The sequence below is a fragment of the Kitasatospora sp. NPDC088861 genome (assembly GCF_044750105.1).
In the GTDB taxonomy this organism is placed as follows: domain Bacteria; phylum Actinomycetota; class Actinomycetes; order Streptomycetales; family Streptomycetaceae; genus Kitasatospora.
Genome location: NZ_JBIVJF010000002.1, coordinates 368,316 through 393,023, shown reverse-complemented (window position 1 = coordinate 393,023; position 24,708 = coordinate 368,316). Strand labels below are relative to the sequence as shown.

20 protein-coding genes are annotated in these 24,708 nt (G+C 73.3%); 9 read left to right on the top strand and 11 right to left on the bottom strand.

From position 1 onward, the window contains the following. Window positions 1–44 precede the first annotated feature (44 nt). Both ACIP37_RS05555 and ACIP37_RS05550 read left to right on the top strand, forming a co-directional pair. A complete protein-coding gene (locus ACIP37_RS05555) occupies window positions 45–848 on the top strand; it encodes an alpha/beta hydrolase (protein WP_363581872.1) in 804 nt (267 codons plus the stop codon). Window positions 849–1,162: 314 nt separating this feature from the next. Next, window positions 1,163–1,903 carry a class I SAM-dependent methyltransferase gene (locus ACIP37_RS05550; RefSeq protein ID WP_400803045.1) on the top strand — a complete coding sequence of 247 codons (741 nt, stop codon included), beginning with the start codon at window positions 1,163–1,165 and terminating at the stop codon, window positions 1,901–1,903. 51 nt (window positions 1,904–1,954) lie between these two features. Here ACIP37_RS05550 and ACIP37_RS05545 read toward each other — a convergent pair whose 3' ends face one another. Further along, a complete protein-coding gene (locus tag ACIP37_RS05545; RefSeq protein WP_400803048.1) occupies window positions 1,955–3,058 on the bottom strand; it encodes a trypsin-like serine peptidase in 1,104 nt (367 codons plus the stop codon). A gap of 149 nt (window positions 3,059–3,207) precedes the next feature. Then, window positions 3,208–4,167 (bottom strand): AraC family transcriptional regulator, encoded by a 960-nt coding sequence (locus tag ACIP37_RS05540; RefSeq protein WP_400803051.1) that lies wholly within the window; start codon window positions 4,165–4,167, stop codon window positions 3,208–3,210. A 197-nt stretch (window positions 4,168–4,364) separates the two neighbouring features. Here ACIP37_RS05540 and ACIP37_RS05535 point away from each other — a divergent pair, with 197 nt between their 5' ends. From ACIP37_RS05535 to ACIP37_RS05525, 3 genes are all read left to right on the top strand, one after another. Then, window positions 4,365–4,745 carry a YybH family protein gene (locus ACIP37_RS05535; RefSeq protein WP_400803054.1) on the top strand — a complete coding sequence of 127 codons (381 nt, stop codon included), beginning with the start codon at window positions 4,365–4,367 and terminating at the stop codon, window positions 4,743–4,745. A 188-nt stretch (window positions 4,746–4,933) separates the two neighbouring features. Then, entirely contained in the window at window positions 4,934–6,805 is a 1,872-nt protein-coding gene (locus tag ACIP37_RS05530) for an ABC transporter transmembrane domain-containing protein (protein ID WP_400803055.1), read from the top strand. Beyond that, window positions 6,802–8,589 carry an ABC transporter ATP-binding protein gene (locus ACIP37_RS05525; protein WP_400843322.1) on the top strand — a complete coding sequence of 596 codons (1,788 nt, stop codon included), beginning with the start codon at window positions 6,802–6,804 and terminating at the stop codon, window positions 8,587–8,589. The genes ACIP37_RS05530 and ACIP37_RS05525 overlap by 4 nt, the downstream gene beginning before the upstream one ends. Before the next feature lie 37 nt (window positions 8,590–8,626). On the opposite strand, the gene ACIP37_RS05520 is transcribed toward ACIP37_RS05525, so the two are convergent. Beyond that, a complete protein-coding gene (locus tag ACIP37_RS05520; RefSeq protein WP_400803061.1) occupies window positions 8,627–9,040 on the bottom strand; it encodes a cupin in 414 nt (137 codons plus the stop codon). A 92-nt stretch (window positions 9,041–9,132) separates the two neighbouring features. Here ACIP37_RS05520 and ACIP37_RS05515 point away from each other — a divergent pair, with 92 nt between their 5' ends. Then, on the top strand, window positions 9,133–9,795 hold the full coding sequence (locus ACIP37_RS05515) for a TetR/AcrR family transcriptional regulator (protein WP_400803063.1): 663 nt from the start codon (window positions 9,133–9,135) through the stop codon (window positions 9,793–9,795). Window positions 9,796–9,823: 28 nt separating this feature from the next. Here the strand turns inward: ACIP37_RS05515 and ACIP37_RS05510 are convergent, their stop codons facing one another. From ACIP37_RS05510 to ACIP37_RS05475, 8 genes are all read right to left on the bottom strand, one after another. Then, window positions 9,824–11,011 (bottom strand): SPFH domain-containing protein, encoded by a 1,188-nt coding sequence (locus ACIP37_RS05510; RefSeq protein ID WP_363581854.1) that lies wholly within the window; start codon window positions 11,009–11,011, stop codon window positions 9,824–9,826. A 37-nt stretch (window positions 11,012–11,048) separates the two neighbouring features. Further along, window positions 11,049–11,285 (bottom strand): hypothetical protein, encoded by a 237-nt coding sequence (locus tag ACIP37_RS05505; protein WP_350880803.1) that lies wholly within the window; start codon window positions 11,283–11,285, stop codon window positions 11,049–11,051. A gap of 258 nt (window positions 11,286–11,543) precedes the next feature. Next, window positions 11,544–12,224, bottom strand: coding sequence for a YitT family protein (locus ACIP37_RS05500; RefSeq protein ID WP_208869047.1), 681 nt, complete (start codon window positions 12,222–12,224; stop codon window positions 11,544–11,546). 180 nt (window positions 12,225–12,404) lie between these two features. Then, window positions 12,405–13,037, bottom strand: coding sequence for a LysE family transporter (locus ACIP37_RS05495; RefSeq protein ID WP_363624704.1), 633 nt, complete (start codon window positions 13,035–13,037; stop codon window positions 12,405–12,407). A gap of 168 nt (window positions 13,038–13,205) precedes the next feature. Then, window positions 13,206–14,504, bottom strand: coding sequence for a coproporphyrinogen-III oxidase family protein (locus ACIP37_RS05490; RefSeq protein WP_363624702.1), 1,299 nt, complete (start codon window positions 14,502–14,504; stop codon window positions 13,206–13,208). A 65-nt stretch (window positions 14,505–14,569) separates the two neighbouring features. Next, the gene (locus ACIP37_RS05485; RefSeq protein WP_400803068.1) at window positions 14,570–16,075 is read right to left on the bottom strand and encodes a radical SAM protein; all 1,506 of its coding nucleotides are present in this window, start codon (window positions 16,073–16,075) and stop codon (window positions 14,570–14,572) included. A gap of 35 nt (window positions 16,076–16,110) precedes the next feature. After that, window positions 16,111–17,547, bottom strand: coding sequence for an AmmeMemoRadiSam system radical SAM enzyme (gene amrS / locus ACIP37_RS05480; RefSeq protein WP_400843319.1), 1,437 nt, complete (start codon window positions 17,545–17,547; stop codon window positions 16,111–16,113). Between the two features lie 851 nt (window positions 17,548–18,398). Next, complete coding sequence (locus tag ACIP37_RS05475) at window positions 18,399–19,037, bottom strand: TetR/AcrR family transcriptional regulator C-terminal domain-containing protein (protein ID WP_363628399.1); 639 nt, start codon at window positions 19,035–19,037, stop codon at window positions 18,399–18,401. 54 nt (window positions 19,038–19,091) lie between these two features. Here ACIP37_RS05475 and ACIP37_RS05470 point away from each other — a divergent pair, with 54 nt between their 5' ends. The 3 genes from ACIP37_RS05470 (at window position 19,092) to ACIP37_RS05460 (ending at window position 24,558) form a co-directional block, all read left to right on the top strand. Next, a complete protein-coding gene (locus tag ACIP37_RS05470; protein ID WP_363628397.1) occupies window positions 19,092–20,606 on the top strand; it encodes an FAD-dependent monooxygenase in 1,515 nt (504 codons plus the stop codon). A 147-nt stretch (window positions 20,607–20,753) separates the two neighbouring features. Continuing rightward, on the top strand, window positions 20,754–21,632 hold the full coding sequence (locus ACIP37_RS05465) for a BadF/BadG/BcrA/BcrD ATPase family protein (RefSeq protein WP_363628395.1): 879 nt from the start codon (window positions 20,754–20,756) through the stop codon (window positions 21,630–21,632). Between the two features lie 121 nt (window positions 21,633–21,753). Further along, complete coding sequence (locus ACIP37_RS05460) at window positions 21,754–24,558, top strand: penicillin acylase family protein (RefSeq protein ID WP_400803073.1); 2,805 nt, start codon at window positions 21,754–21,756, stop codon at window positions 24,556–24,558. Window positions 24,559–24,708: the final 150 nt, after the last annotated feature.

Below are 24,708 nucleotides of genomic sequence, written 5' to 3'. Positions count from 1 at the left end.
GGCAACCCGCCACCCCCGCATCCGCACCCGGAAGAAGGCACACCATGACCATCGAGCAGCCCGCCTGGACCGGCATGGTCTCCGTCGACGACACCGCCCTGGCCGTGACCGACACCGGCGGGCCCGGCCGTCCCGTGGTCTACCTCAACGGCTCCTACGCCGACCAGTCGCACTGGCGGCGCGTCATCGCCGACCTCGGCGACGACTACCGGCACATCACCTTCGACGAGCGCGCCCGTGGCAAGTCGAAGCGCTCGGCGGACTACTCGTTCGAAGCGTGCCTGCGCGACGTCGACGCCGTCCTCGCCGCGAGGGGCGTGGACCGGCCGATCCTGGTGGGCTGGTCCTACGGCGCGATGCTCGCGGTGCACTGGGCCGCCCGGCACCCGGACCGCGTCCTCGGGGCGGTGTCCGTGGACGGCGCGTTCCCGCACGAGTGGCTCGACGACGCCACCCGGGAGCAGGTCCGCAAGCTGTTCCGCCGGCTGAGCCCGCTGTTCCCGATCGCCCGCCGACTCGGCATGGCCGCGCGGATGAGCGCCGAGCAGCACGCCGAGATCAACCTCGAAATCAACGAGCTCTGCGCGCCCGCCGCCCTCGACCCGGTCTTCGACCGGGTGACCGCACCGGTCCGGTACGTGGTCGCCTCGGGCGGCAACCTGGGCGGCGAGGCGAAGCTGATGGAACAGATCCGCACCAACCTCGACCCGGTGCTCGCCCGCAACCCGAACATCCGGGTCAGCACGAAGGTCGCGAGCAACCACTCCAAGATCCTGCGCAAGGACTTCCACGCCATCGCCGACACGGTCCGCGACCTCGCCGCCACCCCCGCGAGCGTGACCGGCTGAGCCTCGCACCGACCCTGCGGGGTCACCGCCCCTGCGGGGTCACCGCGACGCGCTCGCACGGCGGGGCGGCCGTTCGGGCGAACTTCCCTCGGAATTACCGCATTCGGGTGACTCGCGGCCGGCCTCGCCCGCCGGGGTCGTTAGCGTGACTGACCGTCATCGGCCGTCCGGTCGGGCGGAGCTGCGCGCAGCTCGGGGGTTCAGGGAAAGCCGGGGGCGCAGGCCTTCGCGGATTCCCTATGCGCCTCCACGCGCCGCTCGCCGTCCGGGGCCGATCCCGACACCGTGCTCCACCAGCTGGGAGGTTCTCCGCCATGCCCGTGTCGAGTCGGTACCTGAACGCCTGGGAGGGCTTCTGGCGCGACGCACCGGCGGAGGCCGGCGCGGTGATCTGGGACGCGGAGCCGGCGCTCACCGCGAGCGTGCACCTCGCGCTGTTCGACCCCTACCTCGCCGACCCGGCGCTGCCCGTCGTCGACGTCGGCTGCGGCAACGGCACCCAGACCCGCTTCCTCGCCGAGCGCTTCGGCCGCGTCCTCGGGGTCGACCTGTCCACCGCCGCCGTGGAGCTCGCCCGCACCCAGCATCCGGACGGGCGGGCCGAGTTCACCCAGCTCGATGCCACCGACGGGCCGGGCGTCCGGGAGCTGCACGCCCGGCTCGGCGATGCCAACGTGTATGTGCGCGGCCTGATCCACCAGTCCGAACCGGCCGACCGCCAGCCGGTCGCCGACGCCATCGCCACCCTGGTCGGGGATCGCGGCCGGGCGTTCGTCGTCGAGCTGTCCGCGTCGGCGAAGGCCGTCCTGGCCGGCCTCGCCCAGAGCCCGCAGGGCCCTCCCCCGAAGCTGCGCCCCGTCTTCGAGCACGGCCTCGCCCCCGCCGAGGTCGTCGACTCGGATTTCGGCGAGCTGTTCCGCACCGCCGGGCTCACCGTCCTCGCCTCCGGCGAACTGCCCTTGTTCCTCACCGAGTTCGCGCCCGACGGCAGCCGGATCGACCTTCCGTCCCACTGGCTGGTGGTGGGCGCGGACGGCGCCGCACCCCAAAGGTGACCTGGTGGGGGCGGTCGGTGGAGTTCCACCGACCGCCCCCACCAGGCGGTGTCAGCCGGCGATCCGGGCGCTTTCGGCCGCCTTGTACAGCGGCTTCGTGATCGCGGAGGTGAACTGCGGGCCGACCAGGTGCCGGGTGCAGGAGGTGTCGCCGAAGTCGCAGACCCGGCCCGAGGAGTCGAAGGACGGGCCCTGGGTGTTGTCGCCCACCACGGTGCCGATCCCCGAGGACGGGTCGAAGTCGGCGATCCGGGGGCCGCCGCTGGAACCGCCGCCCATCACGCAGGGGGCGCCCCACTCACCCGGGGGCACCGGGTGGCCAGGGAAGCCGGGGTGCTCGCGGGTCTGCCCCGCGCAGTAGGCGAGCCGGGCCCCGGTGTATTCGGGCAGGCCCTGGCGCGCCGGATCGCCCGACGCCGCACGCGGGTAGCCGAACTCGTGGACCTTCGCGCTGCCCGGCCGGTCGAAGCCGATGCGCTGCGCGGCGCCGACGGCGTCCTGGACCCGCTTGCCCTCGGCGTTGCCGTTCAGGACCAGGAACGCCTGGTCGTAGGCGGAGTACTTGCCGTCCTGCTGGTCGTTGAGGAGCCAGGTGGCGTGGACGACCCCGGTGCGGGCGACGAACGTGCCGTACGGGGCGGTGCCGTCGTGGTAGCCGGGGACGAACATCGAGTTCGTCAGCCACTCGTTGTTCTCACCGAGCAGGTCGGTGTTGTTGACGCAGTGCGCCGCCGTGACGACGGTGCTGCGGTTGGCGCTGCCGACGACGGTCGCGGTGCAGCTCCCGTCCTCGCCGTGGTCGGTGAAGAAGAGCCGGCCCACCGTCTTGCTCAGGGTGGCGGAGCCGGTCCACGGAGCCCCATCGGGGCCGCTCTTGGGTGGGTTGCCGGAGGACGGCTGGGTCAGGGCGGCCATCCGCTCCGGGGTCCAGTAGTCCAGGACGGCCTGCTGCTGCGCGGGCGTGACCGCCTCCGGGTGGACGGCCACCTGGCTGGTGGCGGCCCCGTCCTGCGGCGCGGCCCCTGCGGGCGCCGCCAGCGCGAGGCCGGCGGCCACCACGAGGGCGGTCAGGAGGACTCGGCCGCGCGCTCGGCCGCGGGCCCGGTCGTGGTTCCGGTTGTGCTGACTGCTGGTCTGGCCATAGGTAGGTGGCATGCGTCGCACGGTAGGAGCGGGATGTCAGGTTCCTGTCGAGGAGGCGTTTCATCCGTCCATCGGTCACGTCAGGTTCCCGTGTGGAGCGCGTCTCATCCGTGTATCGGCCATGAGGATCTCAGGCCCCGTCACCGCTGGGCGGGGTGGAATCATCGCTGGGCCCGGCGGAAGTCGCCCGGGGTGCGGCCGGTCTCGCGGGCGAAGAACTTGCCGAAGTTGGTGGCCTCGGTGAAACCGAGCGCGCGACCGATCGCGGCCACGGGCAGGTCGGTGTGGGCGAGCAGCCGCTGTGCCTGTAGGGCGACGCGGGCGTCGGCGAGTTGCTTGGCGCTGCGGCCGGTGGCGGCCAGGCAGGCGCGGGTCAGGGTGCGCGGGGAGTAGCCGAGCCGCGCGGCGTAGTCCTCGACGGAGCGGGTGGCGGCGAAGGAGCGTTCCAGTTCGCGGCGGAAGGCGGGGTAGACCCCGGCACCGGGTGGGGAGAGGGCGGGGCGTCCGGCCGGGTCCGGGAGGCGCACCATGCGGATGAGCAGCGCGCCGAGGAGCTGGCGCAGCAGCACTCCGGTCAGCTCGGCATCGACATCAGCATCGGCATCGGCATCGGCATCGGCATCGGCATCGACGGGCGCTGTCGGGCCGGGGGCCTGCCCGTCCCGCAGCCTCCGGTACTCCGTGTCCAGTTCCGTCACGGCGCGGTCGAAGGCGTCGAGCTCGGCCGGCGGCAGGAGCCGTGCGACGGGGCCGAACCCGTCGAGCATCTGCTGCGTCGCGGGCAGCGGCGGCGGGAAGTCGGCGGTGAACAGCAGCAGGACGGCGTCAAGGTCCGCGGGGCGGCCGTTCGCGTCCGAGGGCAGGCGCTGCACCTGGCCGGGCCGCAGGTGCAGCAGTGTGCCGCGGGTGCACGGGTAGGTGACGAAATCGACCATGGCGGTGCCCTCGCCTCCGCGCACCAGGATGAGCTGGTGGAAGTCCAGGCGGCTCGGCCGGCGGGCGACCGCGCTCTTCAGGCGCGGTTTCAGCGCGTCGAAGGTCAGCACCTCGATGCCGGTCCGCAAGCGGTCGGGGTTGTCGTAGGCGATGTCGACGACGTCGCGCTGTCCACTTTCGACCATGTCGAGTCCCGACTCTACCTCGCCCGAGGGGTGGCTGCGGCGGCATCGTGGAGTCACGGCCGAACGGCGGGCACCGCAGCGAACACCGCAGCGGGCGCCGCACCGGGCGCACGCCCGGCAGCACAGCGAGCACCACACCGGGCGCCGCGCCGAAGGGCCGTCACCACCACCCGTTCCCGACCTGAGGACCCCTCACCATGCTCCCTGTCATCACCGACCCCACGCAGCTGCCGACCGTGTTCCAGGACGCGCTGAACGCCGGCGACGTCGACCACGTGCTGGCCCTGTTCGCCGAAGGTGCCGCCATGCGCACGGTGGCCGGCGAGCTCCTCACCGGCGTCGAGGCACTGCGTGCGGAGATCGGCGGAACCGTCGCCGCCCGCGGCAGGCTGACGAACGTCCCGCGGCACAAGGTCATCGGCGCGGACACGGCCCTCCTGGTCACCGACTGGACCCTGGAGATCGACGGCCCCGACGGCGATCGGATCGCCCCCACCGGCACCACCGCCAACATCGCCCGCCGCGACGCCGACGGCGGCTGGCGCTTCACCGTCCTCAACCCGCGCGGCATCGCCTGAGCCGTGCCGCCCCGCAACCTGGCGGCCCCCGGCGCCGGGTGAGCGCTTCGGGGGGCGGCAGGCCCGCCGCCCCCCGACCTGTGGGTGCGTCAGTTCCGTGGTGGGGCGGTCTGCCAGACTCCGGGAATGAGACATCAGCGAATCCTGGACCAGTTCGCGGCTCGGGGGCCCGTCCGAGGGCAGGCGGGATGACCGGCGCCGGACCGGACCTGCCCGCGGGTGCGCGCCGGGTCCCCTACCGCGATCCCGGGGTGCCGGACCACCGGAGTCCGCTGCGCTTCCTCTGGTGGCTGGTGCGCAGGCAGCGCGGCCGCGTACTGCTCGGCGCGACCTGGGGCAGCCTGTGGATGTGCGCCCTGATGCTGCCGCCCTACCTGATGTCCAGGACGATCGACGAGGGCCTCCGGGCCCGCGACAGCGGCGCGCTGGTCTTCTGGGTGTCGGCCGTCCTCGCGGTCGGCGCGCTCATCGCCGTCCTCGGGATCCTGCGGCACCGCACCATGACCTTCATCCGGGTGGACGCCGCGTACCGCACCGTCCAGGTCATCGCCCGGCACGTCAACCGGCTGGGGACGACGCTGCCGCGCCAGGTGTCGGCCGGCGAGCTGACCCACCTCCAGGCCGGCGACATCGGCCGGATCGCGCAGACACTGACCATCACCGGGCCCGGCGTCGGCGCGGTCATCGCCTACCTCGCCACCGCCGTCCTGCTGGTCCGGATCTCCGTCCTGCTCGCGGCGGTGATCCTCCTCGGGGTGCCGCTGCTGGCCCTCACCGTCGGCCCGCTGCTGGGGAAGCTGCACGGCGCCGAGGGAAGCTACCGCGAGCAGCAGGGGGAGCTGACGGCCCTGGCCGGCGACCTGGTCGCCGGGCTGGGCGTGCTGAACGGCATCGGCGGCAAGCCGATGTTCGCCCGGCGCTACCGGGAGCGCTCGCAGGCCCTCGTGCCGCTCGGCTACCGGGTGGCCTCGTTCACCAGTTGGGTGCAGGCGCTCGGCGCCTGCCTGCCGGTGGTCTTCCTGGCCGTGGTGACCTGGCTCAGCGCCCGGATGGCGGCCGCCGGTTCGATCACGGTCGGTGAACTCGTCTCCGTCTACGGCTACGTGGCGGCCCTGCTGGTGCCCGTCTCCGCCTTCATCGAGGGCGCGGACGACCTGCCGCGCGGGCTGGTCTCCGCCCGCCGGGTCACCGACATCCTGGCGCTGCGGCCGGATTCGACGCGCAGCCGGACACTGACGGACCCGCCGGAAGCGCCGGCGGTGCTGAGCGACCCCGACTCCGGCCTGCTGCTGCGGCCCGGGCGGCTCACCGCGCTGGCCGCCGCCCGGCCCGAGGAGGCCCGGGCCGTCGTCGAACGGCTGGCCGGCTACACCGACTCGGACGCCACCTGGGGCGACACCAGGCTGTCCGACTGGGTGCCCGCCGAGCTGCGGCGCCACGTCCTGGTGTCGGACGACGACGCGTACCTGTTCGGCGGCACGCTCCGTTCCGCGGTGTCGATCCGCGGCGACCGCATCGAGGAGGAACTGCGGCGCGCCCTGCACGCCGCCGCGGCCGAGGACATCGTCGACGCCCTGCCGGGCGGCCTGGACGCGCCGCTCGACGACCGCGCCGGCAACGTCTCGGGCGGGCAGCGCCAACGGCTGCGGCTGGCCCGCGCGCTGCTGGCCGATCCCGAGATACTGCTGCTGGTCGAGCCCACCTCGGCGCTGGACGCGCTCACCGAGGCGGCTGTGGCGGCCCGGATCGGCGCCGTACGCGGCGGCCGGACCACCCTGGTCGTCAGCACCTCCCCCCTGGTACTCGGCCGCGCCGACGAGGTGGTCCACCTGGTGGACGGCAAGGTCCGGGCCACCGGCACCCACGGCGAGCTGCTGGCCCGCGACCCCGGCTACGCGGCGCTGGTGTTCCGCGGCAGCACCGGCGCCCGCCCGGCGGGCGCCGCGACCGACGACCGCCCGCGGACCATCCCGGCAGGCGCCGACCGCCCCGCGAGCGTCACGACCGACGACCACCCGCGGAGCGTCGCCGCGGGCACCGAGGAAGGACTGGCCCGATGAGCGACCCCGACGGCCCCGACGGCCCCGACGACCGCCACGCCCCCCACCGCCTCCCGGTCGCCGACACCGCGACGGTGCGCCGGGCCAGTTGGCGCCTGCTGGCGGACGACGGCCGGGCGATGGGCGCGATCGTCGCCCTCACCTGCCTCGCCGCCCTCGCGGGCGTCGCCGGGCCGTGGCTGCTGGGCCGCATCGTCACCCGGGTCGAGAACGGCGAGCTGACGGTCGGCCAGGTGGACGGCTTCGCCGCGGCGGTCCTGGGGTTCGCCCTCGCCCAGCTGGTGCTCACCCGCTACGCCCGCCGCCTCTCCCACCGGTTCGGCGAACGCGCCCTGGCCCGGCTCCGCGAGGAGGTCGTCGAGCGGACGCTCGCGCTGCCCGGGCGGTACGCGGAACGGGTCGGCGCCGGTGACCTGGTGACCCGCTCCTCGCTGGACGTGGGCACCGTGGCCGCCACCCTGCGCAACGCGGCCCCGGACGTCTTCATCGCCGTCGTCCAGGTGCTGGTCATCCTCACCGCGACGTTCCTGCTCGACCCGCTGATCGGGCTCTGCGCCCTGGTGGGCCTGCCGATCGTCTGGGCGGTGAGCCGCTGGTACCTGTCCCGGGCCCGGGAGGCCTACCTCGCCGAGGGGGCCGCGGCGGGCGGGGTCACCGAGGTCCTCAACTCCACCGCCCACGGCGCCCGGACCATCGAGGCGTACGGGGTCGGGGCGCGCCAGGACGGCGTGGTCGACCGGGCCGTCGACACCGCCTACCGGGCCCGGGTGCGCACCCTGTTCCTGCGGACCGTGCTGTTCCCGGTCACCGAGTTCGCGCACGCGCTGCCGACGGCCCTCATCCTGCTGGTGGGCGGCCTCGGCTACCTCCACGGCTCGGTGACGCTGGGCGCGGTGGTGGCGGGCGGCCTCTACATGTGGCAGCTCGTCGACCCGCTGGACCGGGCGCTCAACTGGGTCGAGCAACTGCAGAGCAGCGGTGCGTCGTTCGCCCGCATCAAGGGCGTCGGCCTGGTGTCGCAGGAGCCGCCGGCCACCGGCCCGCGCCCCGCCGACGACCGGATCGAGGCCGTCGGCGTGCGGTACTCCTACACCGGCTCGCACGACGTGCTGACGGACGTCGACCTGGTGGTCCGGCCGGGCGAGCGGCTGGCCGTGGTCGGCCCGTCCGGCGCCGGCAAGTCGACCCTCGGCAAGCTGCTCGCCGGCGTCGACGCCCCGGACGCGGGGCGGATCCTGGTCGGCGGCGTGCCGGTCGCGGACCTCGCCGCGGCGGGCGAGCTGGGCAACCGCGTCGTCCTCATCACCCAGCAGCACCACGTCTTCATGGGAACGCTCCGGGAGAACATGACGCTGGCCGCCCCGGACGCCGAGGACGCGGCGGTCCTGGCCGCGCTCGCCCTGGTGGAGGCGGACTGGGTGCGCGACCTCCCGGACGGGCTGGACTCGCTCCTGGGCACCGGCGGGACCGAACTCGGCGCCGCGCAGGCCCAGCAGCTCACCCTGGCCCGGGTCCAGCTGGCCGATCCGCACACCCTGATCCTGGACGAGGCGACCTCCCTGCTCGACCCGACCACGGCCCGGCAGGCGGAGCGGGCGATGGCGGCCGTGCGCTCCGACCGCACGGTCATCTCCATCGCCCACCGGCTCCAGACCGCGCACGACGCGGACCGGGTCGCCGTCATGGAGGCGGGCCGCATCGTCGAGCTGGGCACCCACGACGAGCTGGTCGCCGCCGGCGGGCGGTACGCGGCGCTCTGGCGGTCGTGGAGCGGGGAGTCCTGACCGGCCCGGCGGCGGTGCCACCGGGCCGCGCCCGCGGTCAGGGGGTATCGGTGCGCTTTTCGAGCCGGGTGCCGTGGCGCAGGGTGAGCGACATCAGGTCGCTGGGGCCGTCGAGTTCGAGGCGGTGCCAGCGGCCCCGGGGGACGACCACGGCGCTGCCGGCGGGCAGCGGCACCATCTCGTCGGCACCTCCCCCCGCGCCGCGCCCGTCCCCGTCCGCGGGGCGGAGGTGGAGCTGCGCGCCGCCGGTGAGGCAGCACACCGCCTCGTCGGCCTCCGGGTGCATCTCCCAGTGGTCGGCGTGGACGTCGGCGTCGGTCTCCACGTGGAAGGCGCCGAGGTGCCAGATGCCCGGCGCGCCGCCGGCCATCTGCCGCCCGGCGGCTCGGACTTCGCCGTCGGGGTGGAAGTGCAGGGCCGAGGCGAACAGGTCGACGACGGTGGGCGTCATGGTGGCGTTCCTTCCGGTCAGCAATTTCTATACGCGTAAGAAAACTAACCCCGCACGACCGCCGCTGTCGACCCCTGGGGAATGATGGACCCATGCCGACCGCACCGCGCAGGACCTCGGGCCGACCGCCCCGCATCTCCCGTGAGCAGGTCGTCGAGGCGGCCCGCCGGATCGTGGCCGAGGAGGGCGTGGACCGGCTGACCATGCGCCGCCTCGCCTCCGAGGTCGGCAGTACGCCGATGGCGCTCTACCACCACGTGCGCGACAAGGAGGAACTGCTCGTCCTGCTGCTGGACGACTACGCGGCGCGGACACTGCGCCGGCCCGAGCTGCCCACCGACCCGCGCGACCGCGTCGTCGGGTCAGCCGCCGCGATCCACGAGGCGCTGGCCGGCTGCCCCTGGATCGTCGAGGTGCTGACCGCCGACGACCTGATGTCCGCGTCCGCGCTGTGGTTCGTCGAGCAGATCGTCGACGGCCTCACCGCGTGCGGCCTCACACCGGAACGCGCCGTCCAGGGGTACCGCACGATCTGGTACTACACCGCCGGCGAGCTGGTGGTCCGGGCGGCGGCGGCCCGGCGGCGCGCGGACGACGAGCGCGCCACCTACCGGGAGCAGGTTTTCGGCGGCCTCGACCCGGACGAACTCCCCCGCCTCGCACAGGTCGCGGACCGCTGGGCCCCGCTGACCACCGACGACACCTACCTGGACGGCCTGCGGGCCCTGGTGGACGGCCTCGTCGCCGCCCGTTGACGCCCCGGCCCGCAGGCCCCGGCGCGCCTCAGGTCCGTTCCGGGAAGCGGGGCTTGGACTTGCCGTCGCCGAACGGGCCGGTCGAGTGCTGGAGCGAGTGCAGGATGGCGAGGCCCTGGCTGACGATGCCCGCCGCCATCTGGTTGACCCCGTCGCTGCCGTTGAGGACGGTGAGCTCCGCTCCCGACATGCCACGGGCCGCCGCGTCGGCGAGGGCCGGCAGGTTCTCCACGATCCGGTTGGCCGCGATGAGCTCCTGGTTGCCGCCGCGCAGGGAGTCGGCCCGGGCGGTGTTGGCGTCCGCCTGCGCCTGGGCGAGCGCCCGCTCGCTGTAGGCGCTGCCGTCCGCCTCGAACTTCACCCGGTCACGGGCGGCCTCGGCCAGCGTCCGCTGCCGGTAGGCCTCGGCGTCCGCCGGGCGCCGCACCTCGGCCTCCAGTTGCTGGGCGGCCAGCGCGGCCCGGCGCTGGGCGAGCGAGGTCTGCTCCTCGATGACGTCCTGGGAGGCCCGGGCCTCGGCGAGCGGCCCGGCCTGGGCGGCCCGGGCCCTGGACTGCTCGGTCTCGGCGAGGAACCCGGCCCGTTTGATCGCGGTGTTCCGCTCGTACTCGGCCTTCAGCGCGGCCGCCTGCTGCTCCCGCTCGGTGGCCTCCTGGTCCGCCTTGGCCTGGGCGATCCGGGCCTGGCTGGCGACCGCCGCCGCGTGCGGCGCGGCCAGGTTGTCGATGTACCCGGTCGAGTCCTCGATCTCCTGGATCTGCAGCGCGTCGACCACGATGCCGAGCTTCTCCATCTCGCCGTGGCTGCCCGCCATCACCTCCTGGGCGACCCGGCTGCGCTCCCGGATGATCTGCTCGACGGTCAGCCCGCCGATGATCGAGCGCAGGTGGCCGGCGAAGATCCGGCCGACGAGCTCCTCCATCTGGTCCTGTTCCGAGAGGAAGCGGCGGGCCGCGTTGGCGATCGACACGGCGTCGTCCCCGACCTTGAACACGCAGACCGCGCGCACGGTGAGCCGGATCCCCTGCTGGGTCACGCAGTCCTCGGCGATCTCCGCCTCCCGCAGGGCCAGGGAGAGCATGCGGACCTTCTGCTTGACCGGCAGGACGAGGCTGCCGTGCCCGGTGACGATGCGGAACTGGGTGTCCTGCGCCTGGTGCTTGGACCCGGAGATGAGCATCGCCTCGTTGGGTGCGGGAACGTGCCAGAAGAACATGACCGACCACCTGACCAGCTGGGATCCGAAACCGCGGTTAGGGCGGCAGCAGCTCGACGATCACCGAGCGGGCCGAGATCGCGTCCACCACGACCACCCGGACGTCCCGGCCGACCGGCTCCGAGCACCAAGCCGCGAACACCTCCGAACCACCCCGGAGGGCGACCAGGACCTCGCCCGGGCCGCCCGCCGGAATGGGCACCGTCACCTTGCCGACGGCTCCGACCGGGCTCTGCCGGGAGTCGTCGACCGCGGGCATGCTCTCTCGCGCCACCGGCGCCTCCGGTCCCCGCGTCGCACCACGTCGCACCACGTCCGCCGCACCTGCACCGTGGACGGTCACCGGCCACCACCGCCTCCGAAAGGCCCGGGCCGCCGGGCTCGCCACGGGTCGAGGACACCTGCGGCAACCGCCGGCGGCGGCGGTGCCTCGACCCCTCCCACGGTACTCCGGCAACCGGTCCGCCACCGGCCGACGCCGGAGCGGGCCGGACCGCCGCCGAAGCGGGCCGGACCGCCGGACCGGCGCCGGTCAGGGCACGGCCAGGGCGACCGCGAAGCCGTGGTCCGGAATGTCGAGGAAGCGCCGGTTGAACCGGACGAAGGGCTCGATGAGCAGGTCCACGAAGACCAGGAAGGCCACCGTGCCGATGCCCACCGGGCCTCCCAGCAGCCAGCCGCAGAGCAGCAGCACCCCTTCGATCAGCCCCTTCGCGCACCAGAACGGCCAGGTCCAGCGGTGCCGGATGGTGATCGCCAGCAAGTCGATGGCCCGGATGCCGAAGCCGCTCATGATGATCAGCGCCGAGGCGTAGGCGCACAGCAGCGCGCCGAGCAGCATCAGCGGGTAGCTGCTCAGCCCCAACCAGGCGGCAGGCCGCAGCCATTGGAAGAGGTCGATCAGGCTGCCGCACAGGAAGAAGGTCACGAAGGGCGAGACCACCGGGCGCTTGCGGTTCCACGCCGCCCACGCGCCGATGCACACCACCGCGACGGCCGCCTGGCACAGGCCGATGGTGAGCGGCAGGTGCTTGAGCACGCCCAGCGAGAAGACGTCGAGCGGGTCGGTGCCCAGATCGGACTGGATGAAGAAGTGGGCGCCCGTCGAGAAGACCACGCAGCCGGCCAGGTACACCAGCGCCCTGGGCAGTAACTCCCCCAGCCGCCAAGGCTTTCCGTTCGGATCGACGCCAGGGGGACGGTGGGACGCCATCGGTTCCTCCAGGGGGACGGGCGTCCGGCCCGCTGCCGTCCCCGAGGTGCGGAGGCAGGCGGCGGCGCGGACACCGGGCTGTTCGGAAGCCGGGGCACGCCACCGAACTCCCGTCACACAGCTGGGAGTTCGGCGAAGGACCTCGGTCAGCCGCCGCCCGACGCCGTCACCGCGGCCGGTTCAGGCGAGCGACTGGTAGGCCAGGAAGCCGCCGAAGAGGATGACCCCGATCCCGGCGACCAGGTCGACGCCCTTCAGCAGCCGGGCGCTGAAGCGCCGGCGGAACACCACCACGCCCGTGCTCAGCAGGGTGAACCACAGGAGCGTGCCGCAGCCGACGCCGACCAGCATGGACACCGAGGCGGGCAGCGTCCCGGTGACGTTCGCCGCCGTGGCCGCGGCGAAGGCGGCGGCCCAGTAGCCGATCGTCGCCGGGTTGGAGGCGGTGGCCGCCAGCGCCGTGCGGAACGCCGCCAGCGGGCGGACCACTTCGGGGTTCCGCTCGTCCTCGGTGGCCGCCCGGACCCGGAAGGCGGAGCGCAGCGAGCGCGCGCCGATGTACACCAGCACGGCGGCCCCGGCCAGCCCCAGGGCCGTGCGCAGCGCGGGGACGTCCAGCAGCCTGCCGACCCCGGCGAGGCCCAGGCCGGCGTAGGCGATGTCCACCAGGGCCGCGCCCAGGCCGATCGCCCAGCCGGTCGGGAAGCCGTCGCGCAGGACGCTGCGCACGCACAGCAGGCCGATGGGGCCGAGGGGCAGGGCGACCAGGAAGCCGAGGCTGAGCCCGGCGAACCACGCGGGGAGGATGTTCACCGCGGTCCCCCGCAGGTCACCGCGATCATTCCGGTCCGGTGGAAGTCCGGGCGGAAGTCCCCACGAAAGCCCCGGTGGAAGTCCCGGCTCAAGGCCCGGCGGAAGGCCTGGTGCGAGCACGTGCGCGACAATTCGCTCTGCCCCTCGTCACAACACCCGCCGATCAGGTCACTCGACGAGCTCCGATATGCCGAACCGTACCTCATCCCCTTCGGCGGGACTGAGATCTTCCGGCGCGTAGAACAGCTCGTACACATTGGTCGACAACAACTGACCGAGCCTGGTCAGCGCATACACGTCCGTGCCCCGTTCCTCCAGCCATCCCTTGTCGACGAGCTGCTCGATCTCCGCCCCGAAGACGGCCTCCATGGTGACGCCGAACCGGTCGTGGAAGTCCGGCCGGTTGACCTCGCACATCTTGAGGCCGCGGATCATGACGCGGCGCATTTCCTGTTCCTTGGTGAGGTACGTGGCGAAATCCAGCGGGATTTGACCACTTCCAACCATCTCGTAGTACTTCTTGAGCGGCTTGACGTTGACGAACAGCCGGTCGTGGATCACGCTCTTCGACGAGACGCCGAATCCGATCATCGGCCAGGTCCGCCAGTAGTACTCCAGGAAGCGCGAGTAGTCGGCGCAGCGGTCGGGGTGGTAGTACCCGGTCGAGCTGCGTCGGGCGAAGCCCGCCGCCTCCAGCGCGTCGATGGCGTACTCGTACATCCGGCGCTCGTCCTGCGCCGAGGGGAGCGCCATCTTCCCGGACGTGATGAGCGAGTGGAACGCCGTCTTGGGCCAGATCTCCAGGCCGTAGGCCGTGATGCAGGCCGGTTCGAGTTCGATGGCCCGGTCGACGCTGCGCTTCCAGTCGTCCACGGACTGGCCGGGCAGCGGGAAGATCAGGTCGATGTTGGTGTGCGTGAAACCGCCGTCGACGACGGTGCGGAAGGCGCGTTCGGCAGTGGCGAGGTCGTGCGAGCGGTTGCAGATCTCCAGCAGCCGGTCGTCGAAGGCCTGGACCCCGACGCTGAGCCGGGTGAATCCGGCCTCCCGCATGCGCGCGATCTTGGCCTCGTCGACCGTCGAGGGGTCGAATTCCAGGCCGATCTCCGCGCCCTCGTTGAATTCGAACGATTCCCGGCAGGCGTCCAGCAGCCGGGCCGTCTGGTCGCCGGTGAGGATGCCCGGCGTACCGCCGCCGAAATACACCGCGTCGACCCGGAACGCGGGGAAGGCCCGATTGGCGGCGAAGGCGCGGATCTCGCGTTCGAGCACGTCGACGTACTGGGCGAAGTGCTGCTCGTTCCGGTTGATGTAGACGGTGTAGTCGCAGAATCCGCACTTGGTGATGCAGAACGGGACGTGCAGGTAGAGCACCGCGTTCTCGGGGCGGAAGTACTCGTCGTACTCGTGGTGCCGGTATTTGAACGGGTACGTGTGGATGTTCCGTCGGATGATCTTCTCGGCCATCTGCTGTCGCTCCTTCGTCGGGGCCGGCCTGGCGTGGTGGTGGACGGGTCCGGGGGCGGAGGCCGTCAGCAGAGGACCTGGAACGGACGGACGTCGGCGGACGCGTCGAGGTCCGGCCGGTCGTTGGGGACCACCGGGCGCCCGCACGAGACGAAGAGGTCGTCGTAGCGCGCCCGCGACCGCTCGCGGTAGTCGGCGGCGGAGCGGGCCAGCATCTTGACGACCTCCTCCGCGAGCATCAACTGGTACTGGCAGGACTCGGTGTTGAGGACGTTCACGTCGCCCGAGGCCACGTGGTTCTCCTGCCGGCAGCCCCCGCCGCACAGGTAGCGGGCCCAGCAGGACCCGCACACCCGGTGCTCGTCGACGGTGCGCCGCCACTCGGGGTGGTCCCGGGTGAGGCCCTCGGCCCCGGTGCCCACGTCGAAGCCCTGGTCGCCGACCAGGCGGTGGCAGGGGCTGACGCTGCCGTCCGGGGAGTGCGTGTAGTACGTCCGGCCGCCCGAGCAGAACGCCAGCGCCGCCGCGCCCTCGGTGACCATCTGCACGGCCCGCTCGTACTCCAGCACGCCCTTGAACCGGTTGTCGGGGGCGAACAGCCGCGGGTAGTGGACCAGGAAGTCCTTGAACTGCTCCACGATGCCGGGCTGGAGGAAGTGGTTGATGTACTGGATGCCCTTCGGTTCGGACAGCTTCCGGTCCCCCAGCGTGAGGGCGATCGGCACCGTCGTGCCCTGCTCCACCGGGTAGACGCCCGGATAGATCTGGAAGTAGTCGAAGAGGTCGAGCCCCCACAGGTCGAGCACGCTCTCGGTGAGGCTGGGCTGCGCCGTCGCGATGGTCATCCGGGCCACCAGGGTGACGTCGTCGCCGCACGCCTCGCGCAGCCGGAACAGGTTGCGGATGATCCGGTCGTAGGAGCCCTTCCCGTTCTTGGACGGGCGGTTGGCGTCCTGGACCTCGCGGCCGCCGTCGATCGAGACCGAGACGATGAACCGGTGGTCGCGGAACAGCTCCTCGACGCCCTGGGGCATCAGGGTGAGGTTGGTCGAGATCCGGTGGACGAACTCGGTGCCCGAGCGCCCGGCGAGGTCGCGGGCGCGTTCGCAGATCTTGCGGATCACCGTGAAGTTCGCCAGCGGCTCCCCGCCGAAGAACTCGAAGCGGACCCGCTGCCCGGGCGCGGCGTAACGGTGGATGAAGTCGAAGATCCAGGCGATCGAGTGCTCGCCCATCGCCTCGGTGATCCGGCCGTAGTCCCCGCCCTCGGCGAAGCAGTACGTGCAGGCGAGGTTGCACACGTTCGTCAGGTTGACGTTGACCGCGAAGTCGGCGCCGTCGGACAGCGCGCTCTCCCGGAGCCGGATGCGGTTGGCCTCCCGGCCGGTGGCGGCGCCGGCCTGCAACCGCTCCCACGCCCGCCGCTCGTCCAGCCGCAGGTGGTCGACGCCGGAGGCCAGCCGCTCGGCGGTGTCCGCCGGGGCGAGCAGCAGCCGGTGGCTCCCGGTGATGAGGACGGCCGACAGGTCGTCGCTGAACGGCAGGACGCGGTAGTCGGTCCCGTGCCGCATCGGACCCGCCTGCTCCGTCGCGCTCGCGGGCCCGGTCATGACCTGGCGCGGGGCTGGAAGAGCGGCAGCGGCGAGACGTCCTCGTTCAGCGTTCCGGCGGAGGCCTCCACGGTCGGGAAGTGCGCGCGGTCGAAGACCTGGTGGAGGCTGGAGGTGCACTGCGGAGGTACGGCCACCTGGACGCCGACCTCGCCCGCCGTGCTCTTGGCCGCGATGTACCGGAAGCTCTCCTGCGGGGCCAGGTCGATGACCTGCCAGCCCTGCTCCGCGGCCGGGTCGCCGTAGCGGCGGTGGTAGGCCCGAACCGGCGCGGCGGAGGTGTTGCGCACCTGGACGTGCAGGGCGCGGACGTCGCCGTGCCAGTCGAAGCGGGCCAGGTCCAGGCCCTCGGCGGCGGGGAGTTCCGGCACCCGGGCGCGCGGGCGGACGTCGGGCAGCAGGACGATCGGCGAGCGGGCGCCGCAGCCGATGCAGGCGCCGGCCGCGTCCAGGCCGACCAGGTCGGCGTTCAGGCCGTAGCGGGTGATCTGGAGCTGCCCGCACCGGTGGCACCAGGTGTTGGTCGACTCCGTGTCGTACACGTTCCCCAGGTAGACGTGGTTGAGCCCCATGTCCATGGCGACCTTGCGGGCCCGTTCCAGCCGGTCGACGGGGGTGCGGATGGTGTTGGTCATCTTGTAGTCCGGGTGGAAGCGCACGAAGTGCGTGGGCACGTCCGGGCTGAGCCGCTCGCCGACGAACCTCGCCATGTCCCGGGCGGTCGCCTCGTCGTCGCTGAGGTCGGTGACCATCAGCGTGGAGACCTCGACGTGCTTCCCGGCCCGGAACACCTGCTCGGTGCCCTCCAGGACCGGTTCCAGCCAGCCCTTGGTGATCTTCCGGTAGTACTTCGGGTCCAGGGACTTGATCGACACCGAGAAGATGTCGATCACCGGGATCAGTTCCTCGATCGCCTCGCCGCTGATGAAGAACGCGGACTTGTAGAGGTTGACGATTCCCGCCGCCTTGGCGAGGGCGGCCGTCTCCACCACGAACTCGTGCCACACCACCGGGTCGTTGTAGGTCCAGGAGATCACCTTCACGCCGTGCCGGACGGCGATGTCCACGACCTCCTCGGGCGTGTAGTGGTAGACGTCCTTGTCCTCCACGTGGCGCGCCTGCGACGTCTTCCAGTTGTGGCAGTAGTCGCAGTTGAGCATGCAGCCGACGTTCCCCATCGAGAGGATCCGGGCGCCGGGCGCGTAGTGGAACACCGCCTCGGTCTCGATGGTCTCCTCGGTTGCGTGGACCGAGCGCCCGTAGTTCAGGGTCACCAGGCGGCCGTCCCGGTTGGCCCGGACCATGCAGAATCCGTGCTGGCCGGGGCGGATCCGGCAGTTCCGGGGGCTGAGATGACATCGGACCACGCCGTCGTCCAGGCGTTCCTCCAGCCTGGCGGGGCGCGGTTCCTTGTCCCAGGTGTTCTGCGACATGGCTGTTCCTTCCGTGCGGTGGTACGGACACGGTGGTACGGAGGCGGTGGTGCGGCGGTGGTGGTACGGCGGCGACGGGTCGGTCCCGGACGGGCAGGGGCGGACGGGCAGGGGCGGGCGGCCCGGTGCGGTCGTCCGCGCCGGGCGGGGCCCTCCGGATCAGGCCGTCGCCGGAGGAGGTGCGGTCACGTGCGCGGGGCACGCCGGGACGGGGCGCGCCGGGGCGGCGCGGTCAGGAAACCCGAATTCCCGCACTGTGGTGTGGAATTCGACATCGGCCCGCCCGTACATCCGCCCGTGGTCCGGAACGCCACTGTCCCGATGTCTCGCTTTCACCGGGCGGGCCGGTTCCGCGCGGGTTTCCGCGGTCACGAACGTCAAGCGGATCTCACTTTCCCTCATGACGAAGCCACTGCTGAGAAAAACGCCTCGTGAAGAGGCCGAAGCGGAGCGGGAGTTCGGTGAGAAATTCGCCAACTGCGATGAGCTTCGGCGTACGGGCTCCCGCCTGTCAAGAAGTCCGCGTGCCGCCCGATCCGGCCAACACCGGGAAGCGGACAGCGCCCTCCGGTCGCGGCGGGGAGCAGGTTAGGCAAGCCTCACAAACGGTGATCTCGCGCCTGCCCAGCGGGTTCCCGGGCCGGGGAACGGCGGGGGCCGATCCGGCGGGGCGGCGCGGCCGGGATCGCCCGGTGCGGGAGGAGGGCCGAAAATCGCCGCCGATCGGTGGAATACCTGCCGCCACAGGGCCGATCGGCCGTCCCACCCGCCGCTCGCCGAGCACCGGTAAAGGCGGTCCCGAGGGGGGGCGTGTGGAGCGGCCGGGGCAACGAGGGGCGGCTGCTGGGAATTCAGGGGGCGGTGGGGCCGGACGGGGAGAGGATCCGGGAGAGGCCGAACTCGAAGCGCTCGGTGAAGGCGGCGTCCTCCAGGTGCGGGGCGACCCGGGCGAGCGCCGGGTAGTCGCCGCCGGCGATGGCCGGGCCGAGGGTGTGCACGCCGTCCTGGGCGGCCAGGGCCTGCTCCTCCTGGGCCAGGCCGAGGGTCAGGTACTGGATGGTCCAGAACACCCAGGACGCGTGGCGCTCGTCCAGTCCGCCGTCGAGGAGCGCGGCGATCATGGCGTCGGTGAAGCGCAGGGTGCCGGGCTCGGCGGCGTAGGTGCCGGCGACGATGACCGCGCCGTCGCGGTGGGCCAGCAGGCACCGGCGGTAGCGGTGGGCGAGCTCGCGGGCCCGTTCGCGCCAGGGCGCGGGCAGGTCGTCGAGCGGGATCTCACCGACGATCGCGTCCGCCATGAGTTCCAGCAGGCGGCCTTTGGTCTTGGCGTGCCAGAGCACGGTGTTCATCCGGACGCCGAGCCGTTCGGCGACGCCGCGCACGGAGACGGCGGCGGCGCCCTTGTCGTCCAGCAGGTCGAGGGCGGCGCGGACCACCGTGTCGGAGTCGAGTCGGGTCCGGGGGGCGTCCGGGGCTTGCTTCTTGGTCACTGACCTAGTCTACTGGAGCAAGTCATTGGTCACCGACCAAGAGAGGGATGAGTCATGGAACAGGTCGTCATCGCCGGCGGGGGCCCGGTCGGGCTCTGGCTCGCCGCCGAACTCCGGCTGCAGGGCATCGAGGTCACCGTGCTGGAGAGCCGCACCGAACCCGACCCGCACTCGCGGGCCACCACCGTGCACCCGCGCACCCTGGAACTGCTGGCCTGCCGCGGCCTGGTGGAGCCCTTCCTCGCCGAGGGCGTCCGAATCCCCGGCGGGCACTTCGCCGCACTGCCGCCCCGGTTGGACTTCAGCCGGCTGGACACGCCGTACCCGTTCACGCTCGCACTCCCCCAGGTGCGCACCGAGGCACTGCTGGCCGAACACCTCCGCTCGACCGGCGCCCGGCTGCTGCGCGGACACCGCGTCACCGGGCTGGACCAAGGCGACGACGCGGTCACCGTCCACGTCCACGGCCCGGACGGCCCCCACCGGCTGCGCACCGCCTACCTGGTCGGCTGCGACGGCACCCGCAGCACCGTGCGCGAGGCGGCGGGCATCGGCTTCCCCGGCACCCCGGCCACCGCCTGGGCCTGGATGGCGGACGCCGTGCTCGACGCACCACCGCACTGGCGCTCCGTCTCCAACGAGCAGGGCACCGTGATGGTCTTCCCGCTGCCCGGCGGGGTGCACCGGGTGGTCGGCAACGACACGGCGACCGTCCACACCAAGCCCGGCCCGCTGACCTTCGAGCAGCTGCGCGCCAAGGTCCGCGGGATCACCGGGACGGACTTCGGGATGCGCGAGGCCGGCTGGATCTCGACCTTCGGCAACGCCTCCCGCCAGGCCGACCGGTACCGGCACGGGCGGGTCCTGGTGGCGGGCGACGCCGCGCACTCGCACTTCCCGGCCGGCGGGCCCGGACTCAACGTCGGCATGCAGGACGCCGCCAACCTCGGCTGGAAGCTCGCCCGCACCATCACCGGCGCCGCCCCCGACGGCCTGCTCGACAGCTACCACGCCGAGCGCCACCCGGTCGGCGTGGAGCTGCTGCGCTCCACCCACGCCCAGTCCGGGCTGATGACCGACCACTCGCGGACGACACTGGCCCTGCGCGGCCTGCTCGCCGAACTCATCACCGGCGTCGACGAGTTCTCGGACGAACTGGCCGGTCGCGCGGCCGGCCTCACGACCGCCTACCCGGCCGACCCCGCCGGCGGGGCGCACCCGCTGACCGGCTCCCGGGCGCCCGACCTGAGGCCCGCCGGGCCCGCGGACGGCACCGGCCTGTTCACGCTGCTGCGCCCGGGCCGCCACGTCCTGCTCGACCTCACCGGCCGGGCCGGCACCGAGTTCGCCGCCCTCGCCCACGCCACCAGCCCGGGCGTGACGGTACACAGCGCGCCGCTCGCCGCGTCGCGGCCCGCCTGGCTCGGCGTCACCGCCGCCCTGGTCCGGCCCGACGGGCACCTGGCCTGGCTCACCGAGGAGCAGCACCTCCCCGCACTGGTCACGGCCGCGCACGCGGCCGTCACGGCGACGACCGCCCACCCTTCCGCCGCGATCCCTCTACGCTGAGGACCGATCGGCCCACGGGCGCCCCCTCCGGAGCCCCGAGGGCCGGCGGCAGCCGCTCGCGCAGGTCCGCGGCGCCCTGCCGGCCGCCGACCTGATGCCGCTCACCACCACCCCGGCCACCCGCCGAGCCCGCACCGGAGCCGCCCGATGACCACCCTCCACCTCGGCGTCGACGCCGGCGGCAGCCACACCCGCGCCGTCCTCCTGGACGCCGCGGGCGCCGTCCGGGGCCGCGGCGAGAGCCCCGGCGCCAACCCCGCCGGAGAGGGCCCGGAGCCGGCGCTCGACCGGCTGGCGGCGGCGGTCACGGCCGCCCTCGACACCCGCGGCCCGGACCGCATCGCCGCCTGCCTGATCGGCCTCGCCGGGTACCGCTCCCTACCGGACCCGGACGCGTTCGCCGAGCGCTGCCGGGCCGCCCTCGGCCTGCGCCACCCGGTACGACTCGTCCCCGACACCGTCCCGGCCCTGGCCTCCGGCGGCGTCACCGACGGCCACGGCACCGTCCTGATCGCGGGCACGGGCGCGATCTGCGTCCGGCTCGCCGGTGCCCGCACGCTCGCGCACACCGGCGGGCTCGGCTGGCTGCTCGGCGACGAGGGCGGCGGCTTCTGGCTCGGCCGCGAGGCCCTGCGCCACGCCCACGCCGACCCGGCCGGCCCGCTCGGCACCGCCATCCGCGCCCGCTGCGCCGCCGACTCCCCCGACGCCCTGCTCCGCTGGGCCTACGCCGGCCCGCCCCGCCGGCTCGCCACCCTCGCCCCGCTGGTCTCCCGGCTCGCCGCGCAGGGCGACCCGGCCGCCCGCGCCATCGCCGACACCGCCGCCGACCACCTGGCCGCCCTCGCCCGCGCCACCGCCGCCCCCACCGAACCCCTGGTCCTCACCGGCTCGGTGGCCACCGCCCCCGGCCCGATCCGCGAGCGCCTCCACCACCTCCTCGCCGACCTCCACCCCCGCCTCCCCCGCACCGACCCCGCCACCGCCGCCGCCCACCTCGCCACCCGCCTCGCCACCGGGCGGTAGACGGCCCGGACGGATCACCAACCCGGCCGCGCCCCACCGGAAATGGCATGCACGCCACTAGCCAACCGGTCAGTAACGCCCCTACCGTCGAGCTCCCGTGGCTTCGACGGAGGAGCTCCCCTTGCGCCTACGCCCCCACCCCCTGCGCTTCCCGGCCGCCGCCGTCGCGTCGGCCCTGCTCGTCACCGCCGCCCTGACCACCACCCCCACCGCCGCCGCCCCCGCCGCCCCGACCGCCACCGCGGCCGACTACTGCGGCGGCCACTGCCGGGACATCCTGCCGCCCGGCGAGAACGGCAACGCCACGCTCGCCGAGATCCTGCTCAACCGGATGTTCGGCAGCCGCCCCGCCCACACCGACGACCAGCTCGGCCCGTACGCCGCCCTCGCCTCCGGCTACCCGGGCCTGACCGAGGCCAAGCTGCGCGACTTCTTCAACGACGCCTCCTTCGGCGTCCCCGCCGACCAGGTGGCCAGCACCATCAGCCCGCGCGCCGACGTCACCATCGTCCGCGACAAGGCCACCGGCGTCCCGCACATCACCGGCACCACCCGCTACGGCACCGAGTACGGCGCGGGCTACGCCGCCGCCCAGGACCGGCTGTGGGTGATGGACCTGTTCCGACACGTGGGCCGCGGCCAGCTGTCCGGCTTCGCCGGCGGCGCCGCCGCCAACCGCCAGCTGGAGCAGAGCTTCTGGCAGGCCGCGCCGTACACCGAGGCGGAACTGCAACAGCAGATCGACGCCCTGGCGGCCCGCGGCGGCCGGGCCGCCCAGGCCCTCACCGACGCGAACGCCTACCTCGACGGCATCAACCAGTACGCCAAGGAGTCCTACAACGCCCGCACCTTCCCCGGCGAGTACGACCTGACCGGGCACATCGACCCGATCACCAACGCCGGGTCGATCGAACCGTTCAAGCTGACCGACCTGGTCGCCCTGGCCTCCGTGGTCGGCGCCCTGTTCGGCTCCGGCGGCGGCGGTGAACTCGCCTCCGCCCAGGTCAAGTCGGCCGCCGAGGCCCGCTACGGCAAGGACGCCGGGGACGCGGTCTGGAAGTCGCTGCGCGAGGCCGACGACCCGGAGGCCGTCCAGACCCTGCACGACGGCCAGCGCTTCCCCTACGCCCCGGTCCCCGACGCCCCGCAGGGCGAGGCACTGCCCGACCCCGGCTCGGTGGTGCCCGAGCGGATGATCTACGACGCCACCGGCACGGGCGCCGGCGCCGCGAGGACGGCCGCCCCTGGCGTGCTGCCCGGCAGCCTGCTCACCGCCAAGCACGGCATGTCCAACGCCCTGCTGGTCTCCGGCGCCCACACCGACGACGGCCACCCGGTCGCCGTGTTCGGCCCGCAGACCGGCTACTTCGCCCCGCAGCTGCTGATGCTGGAGGAGATCCAGGGCCCCGGCATCAGCGCGCGCGGCGCGGCCTTCGCCGGCCTGAGCTTCTACGTGCAGCTAGGCCGCGGCCAGGACTACGCCTGGAGCGCCACCTCCGCCGGGCAGGACATCACCGACACCTACGCCGTCCCGCTCTGCACCACCGACGGCTCCCCGGCCACCACCGCCGCCGACTCCTACCTCTGGCACGGCCAGTGCGTCCCCTTCGACCGGCTGGAACGCAAGAACACCTGGAACCCGACCACCGCCGACTCCACCGCCGCCGGCTCCTACACCCTGGTCATGTACCGCAGCAGGTACGGCCTGGTGACCGCCCGCGGCACGGTCGGCGGCGCCCCCGTGGCCTTCACCTCGCTGCGCTCCACCTACCGGCACGAGGCGGACTCCATCATCGGCTTCCAGGAGCTCAACGACCCGGGCGCGGTGCACGACGCCGCGAGCTTCCAGCAGGCGGCGCAGGACATCAACTACACCTTCAACTGGTTCTACGCCGACTCCCGCGACATCGCGTACTACAACTCCGGCAGCAACCCGGTGCGCGCCCCCGGGGTCGACGCCGGCCTGCCGCTGCGCGCCGAACCGGCCTACGAGTGGGCCGACTTCGACCCCGCGACCAACACCGCCCGGTACACCCCGGCGGCCGAGCACCCGCAGTCCGTCAACCAGGACTACTACATCTCCTGGAACAACAAGCAGGCCGACGGCTTCACCTCGGCCGGGTTCGGCAACGGCTCGGTGCACCGCGGCAACCTGCTCGACGACCGGGTCAAGGCGCTGCTGCGCAACGGCGGCAAGGCGAGCCGGGTCTCGCTCACCCAGGCCATGGCGAGCGCCGCCCTGGCCGACCTGCGCGCCGAGGACGTCCTGCCGGACCTGATCCGGGTGCTGCGCAGCGCCCCCGTCACCGATCCGGCCGCCGCCACCGCGCTCCAGCAGTTGGAGGCCTGGCTGGCGGACGGCGCCCAGCGGAAGGAGACGTCGCCCGGCAGCCACGGCTACGCGGACGCCGCCGCGATCCGCGTCCTGGACGCCTGGTGGCCGCTGGTCGCGGAGGGCGTCATGCGGCCCGGCCTCGGGGACCAGCTGTTCACGGCCCTGACCGGCGCCCTGCAGATCAACGAGTCACCCTCCGGCGGCCAGACCGGTCCCGGCAGCGGCGGCCCGGTGAGCGCCAACGAGGCGATCCCGCACAAGGGTTCGGCCTTCCAGTACGGCTGGTGGAGCTACCTGGACAAGGACCTGCGGTCCGTCCTGGGAGACCAGGTGGCCGGCCCGCTGGCCCGCCCGTACTGCGGCGGGGGCGATCTGGCGGCCTGCCGGGGCGTGCTGCTGGACACCCTGAAGCGGGCGGCCGCCCAGACCCCGGCCCAGGTCTACCCGGGCGACGCGGACTGCTCCGTCGGCGACCAGTGGTGCGCCGACACGATCATCCAGCGCCCGCTCGGCGGTGTCACGGACGACAAGACCACCTGGCAGAACCGTCCGACCTACCAGCAGGTGGTGCAGTTCCCGAGCCACCGCTGAGCCCGTGCCCTGAAACGGCCGCGGGTGCCCCCGTCCACCCGGGCGGGGGCACCCGCGTGGAAGACAGCGGCCCGGGCCCGACGGGCGGGGACGGGGCGCAGCACCTAGCGTGGTCCGGGGCCGACCCAGGCGTCAGCGGCCCCCTAGGAC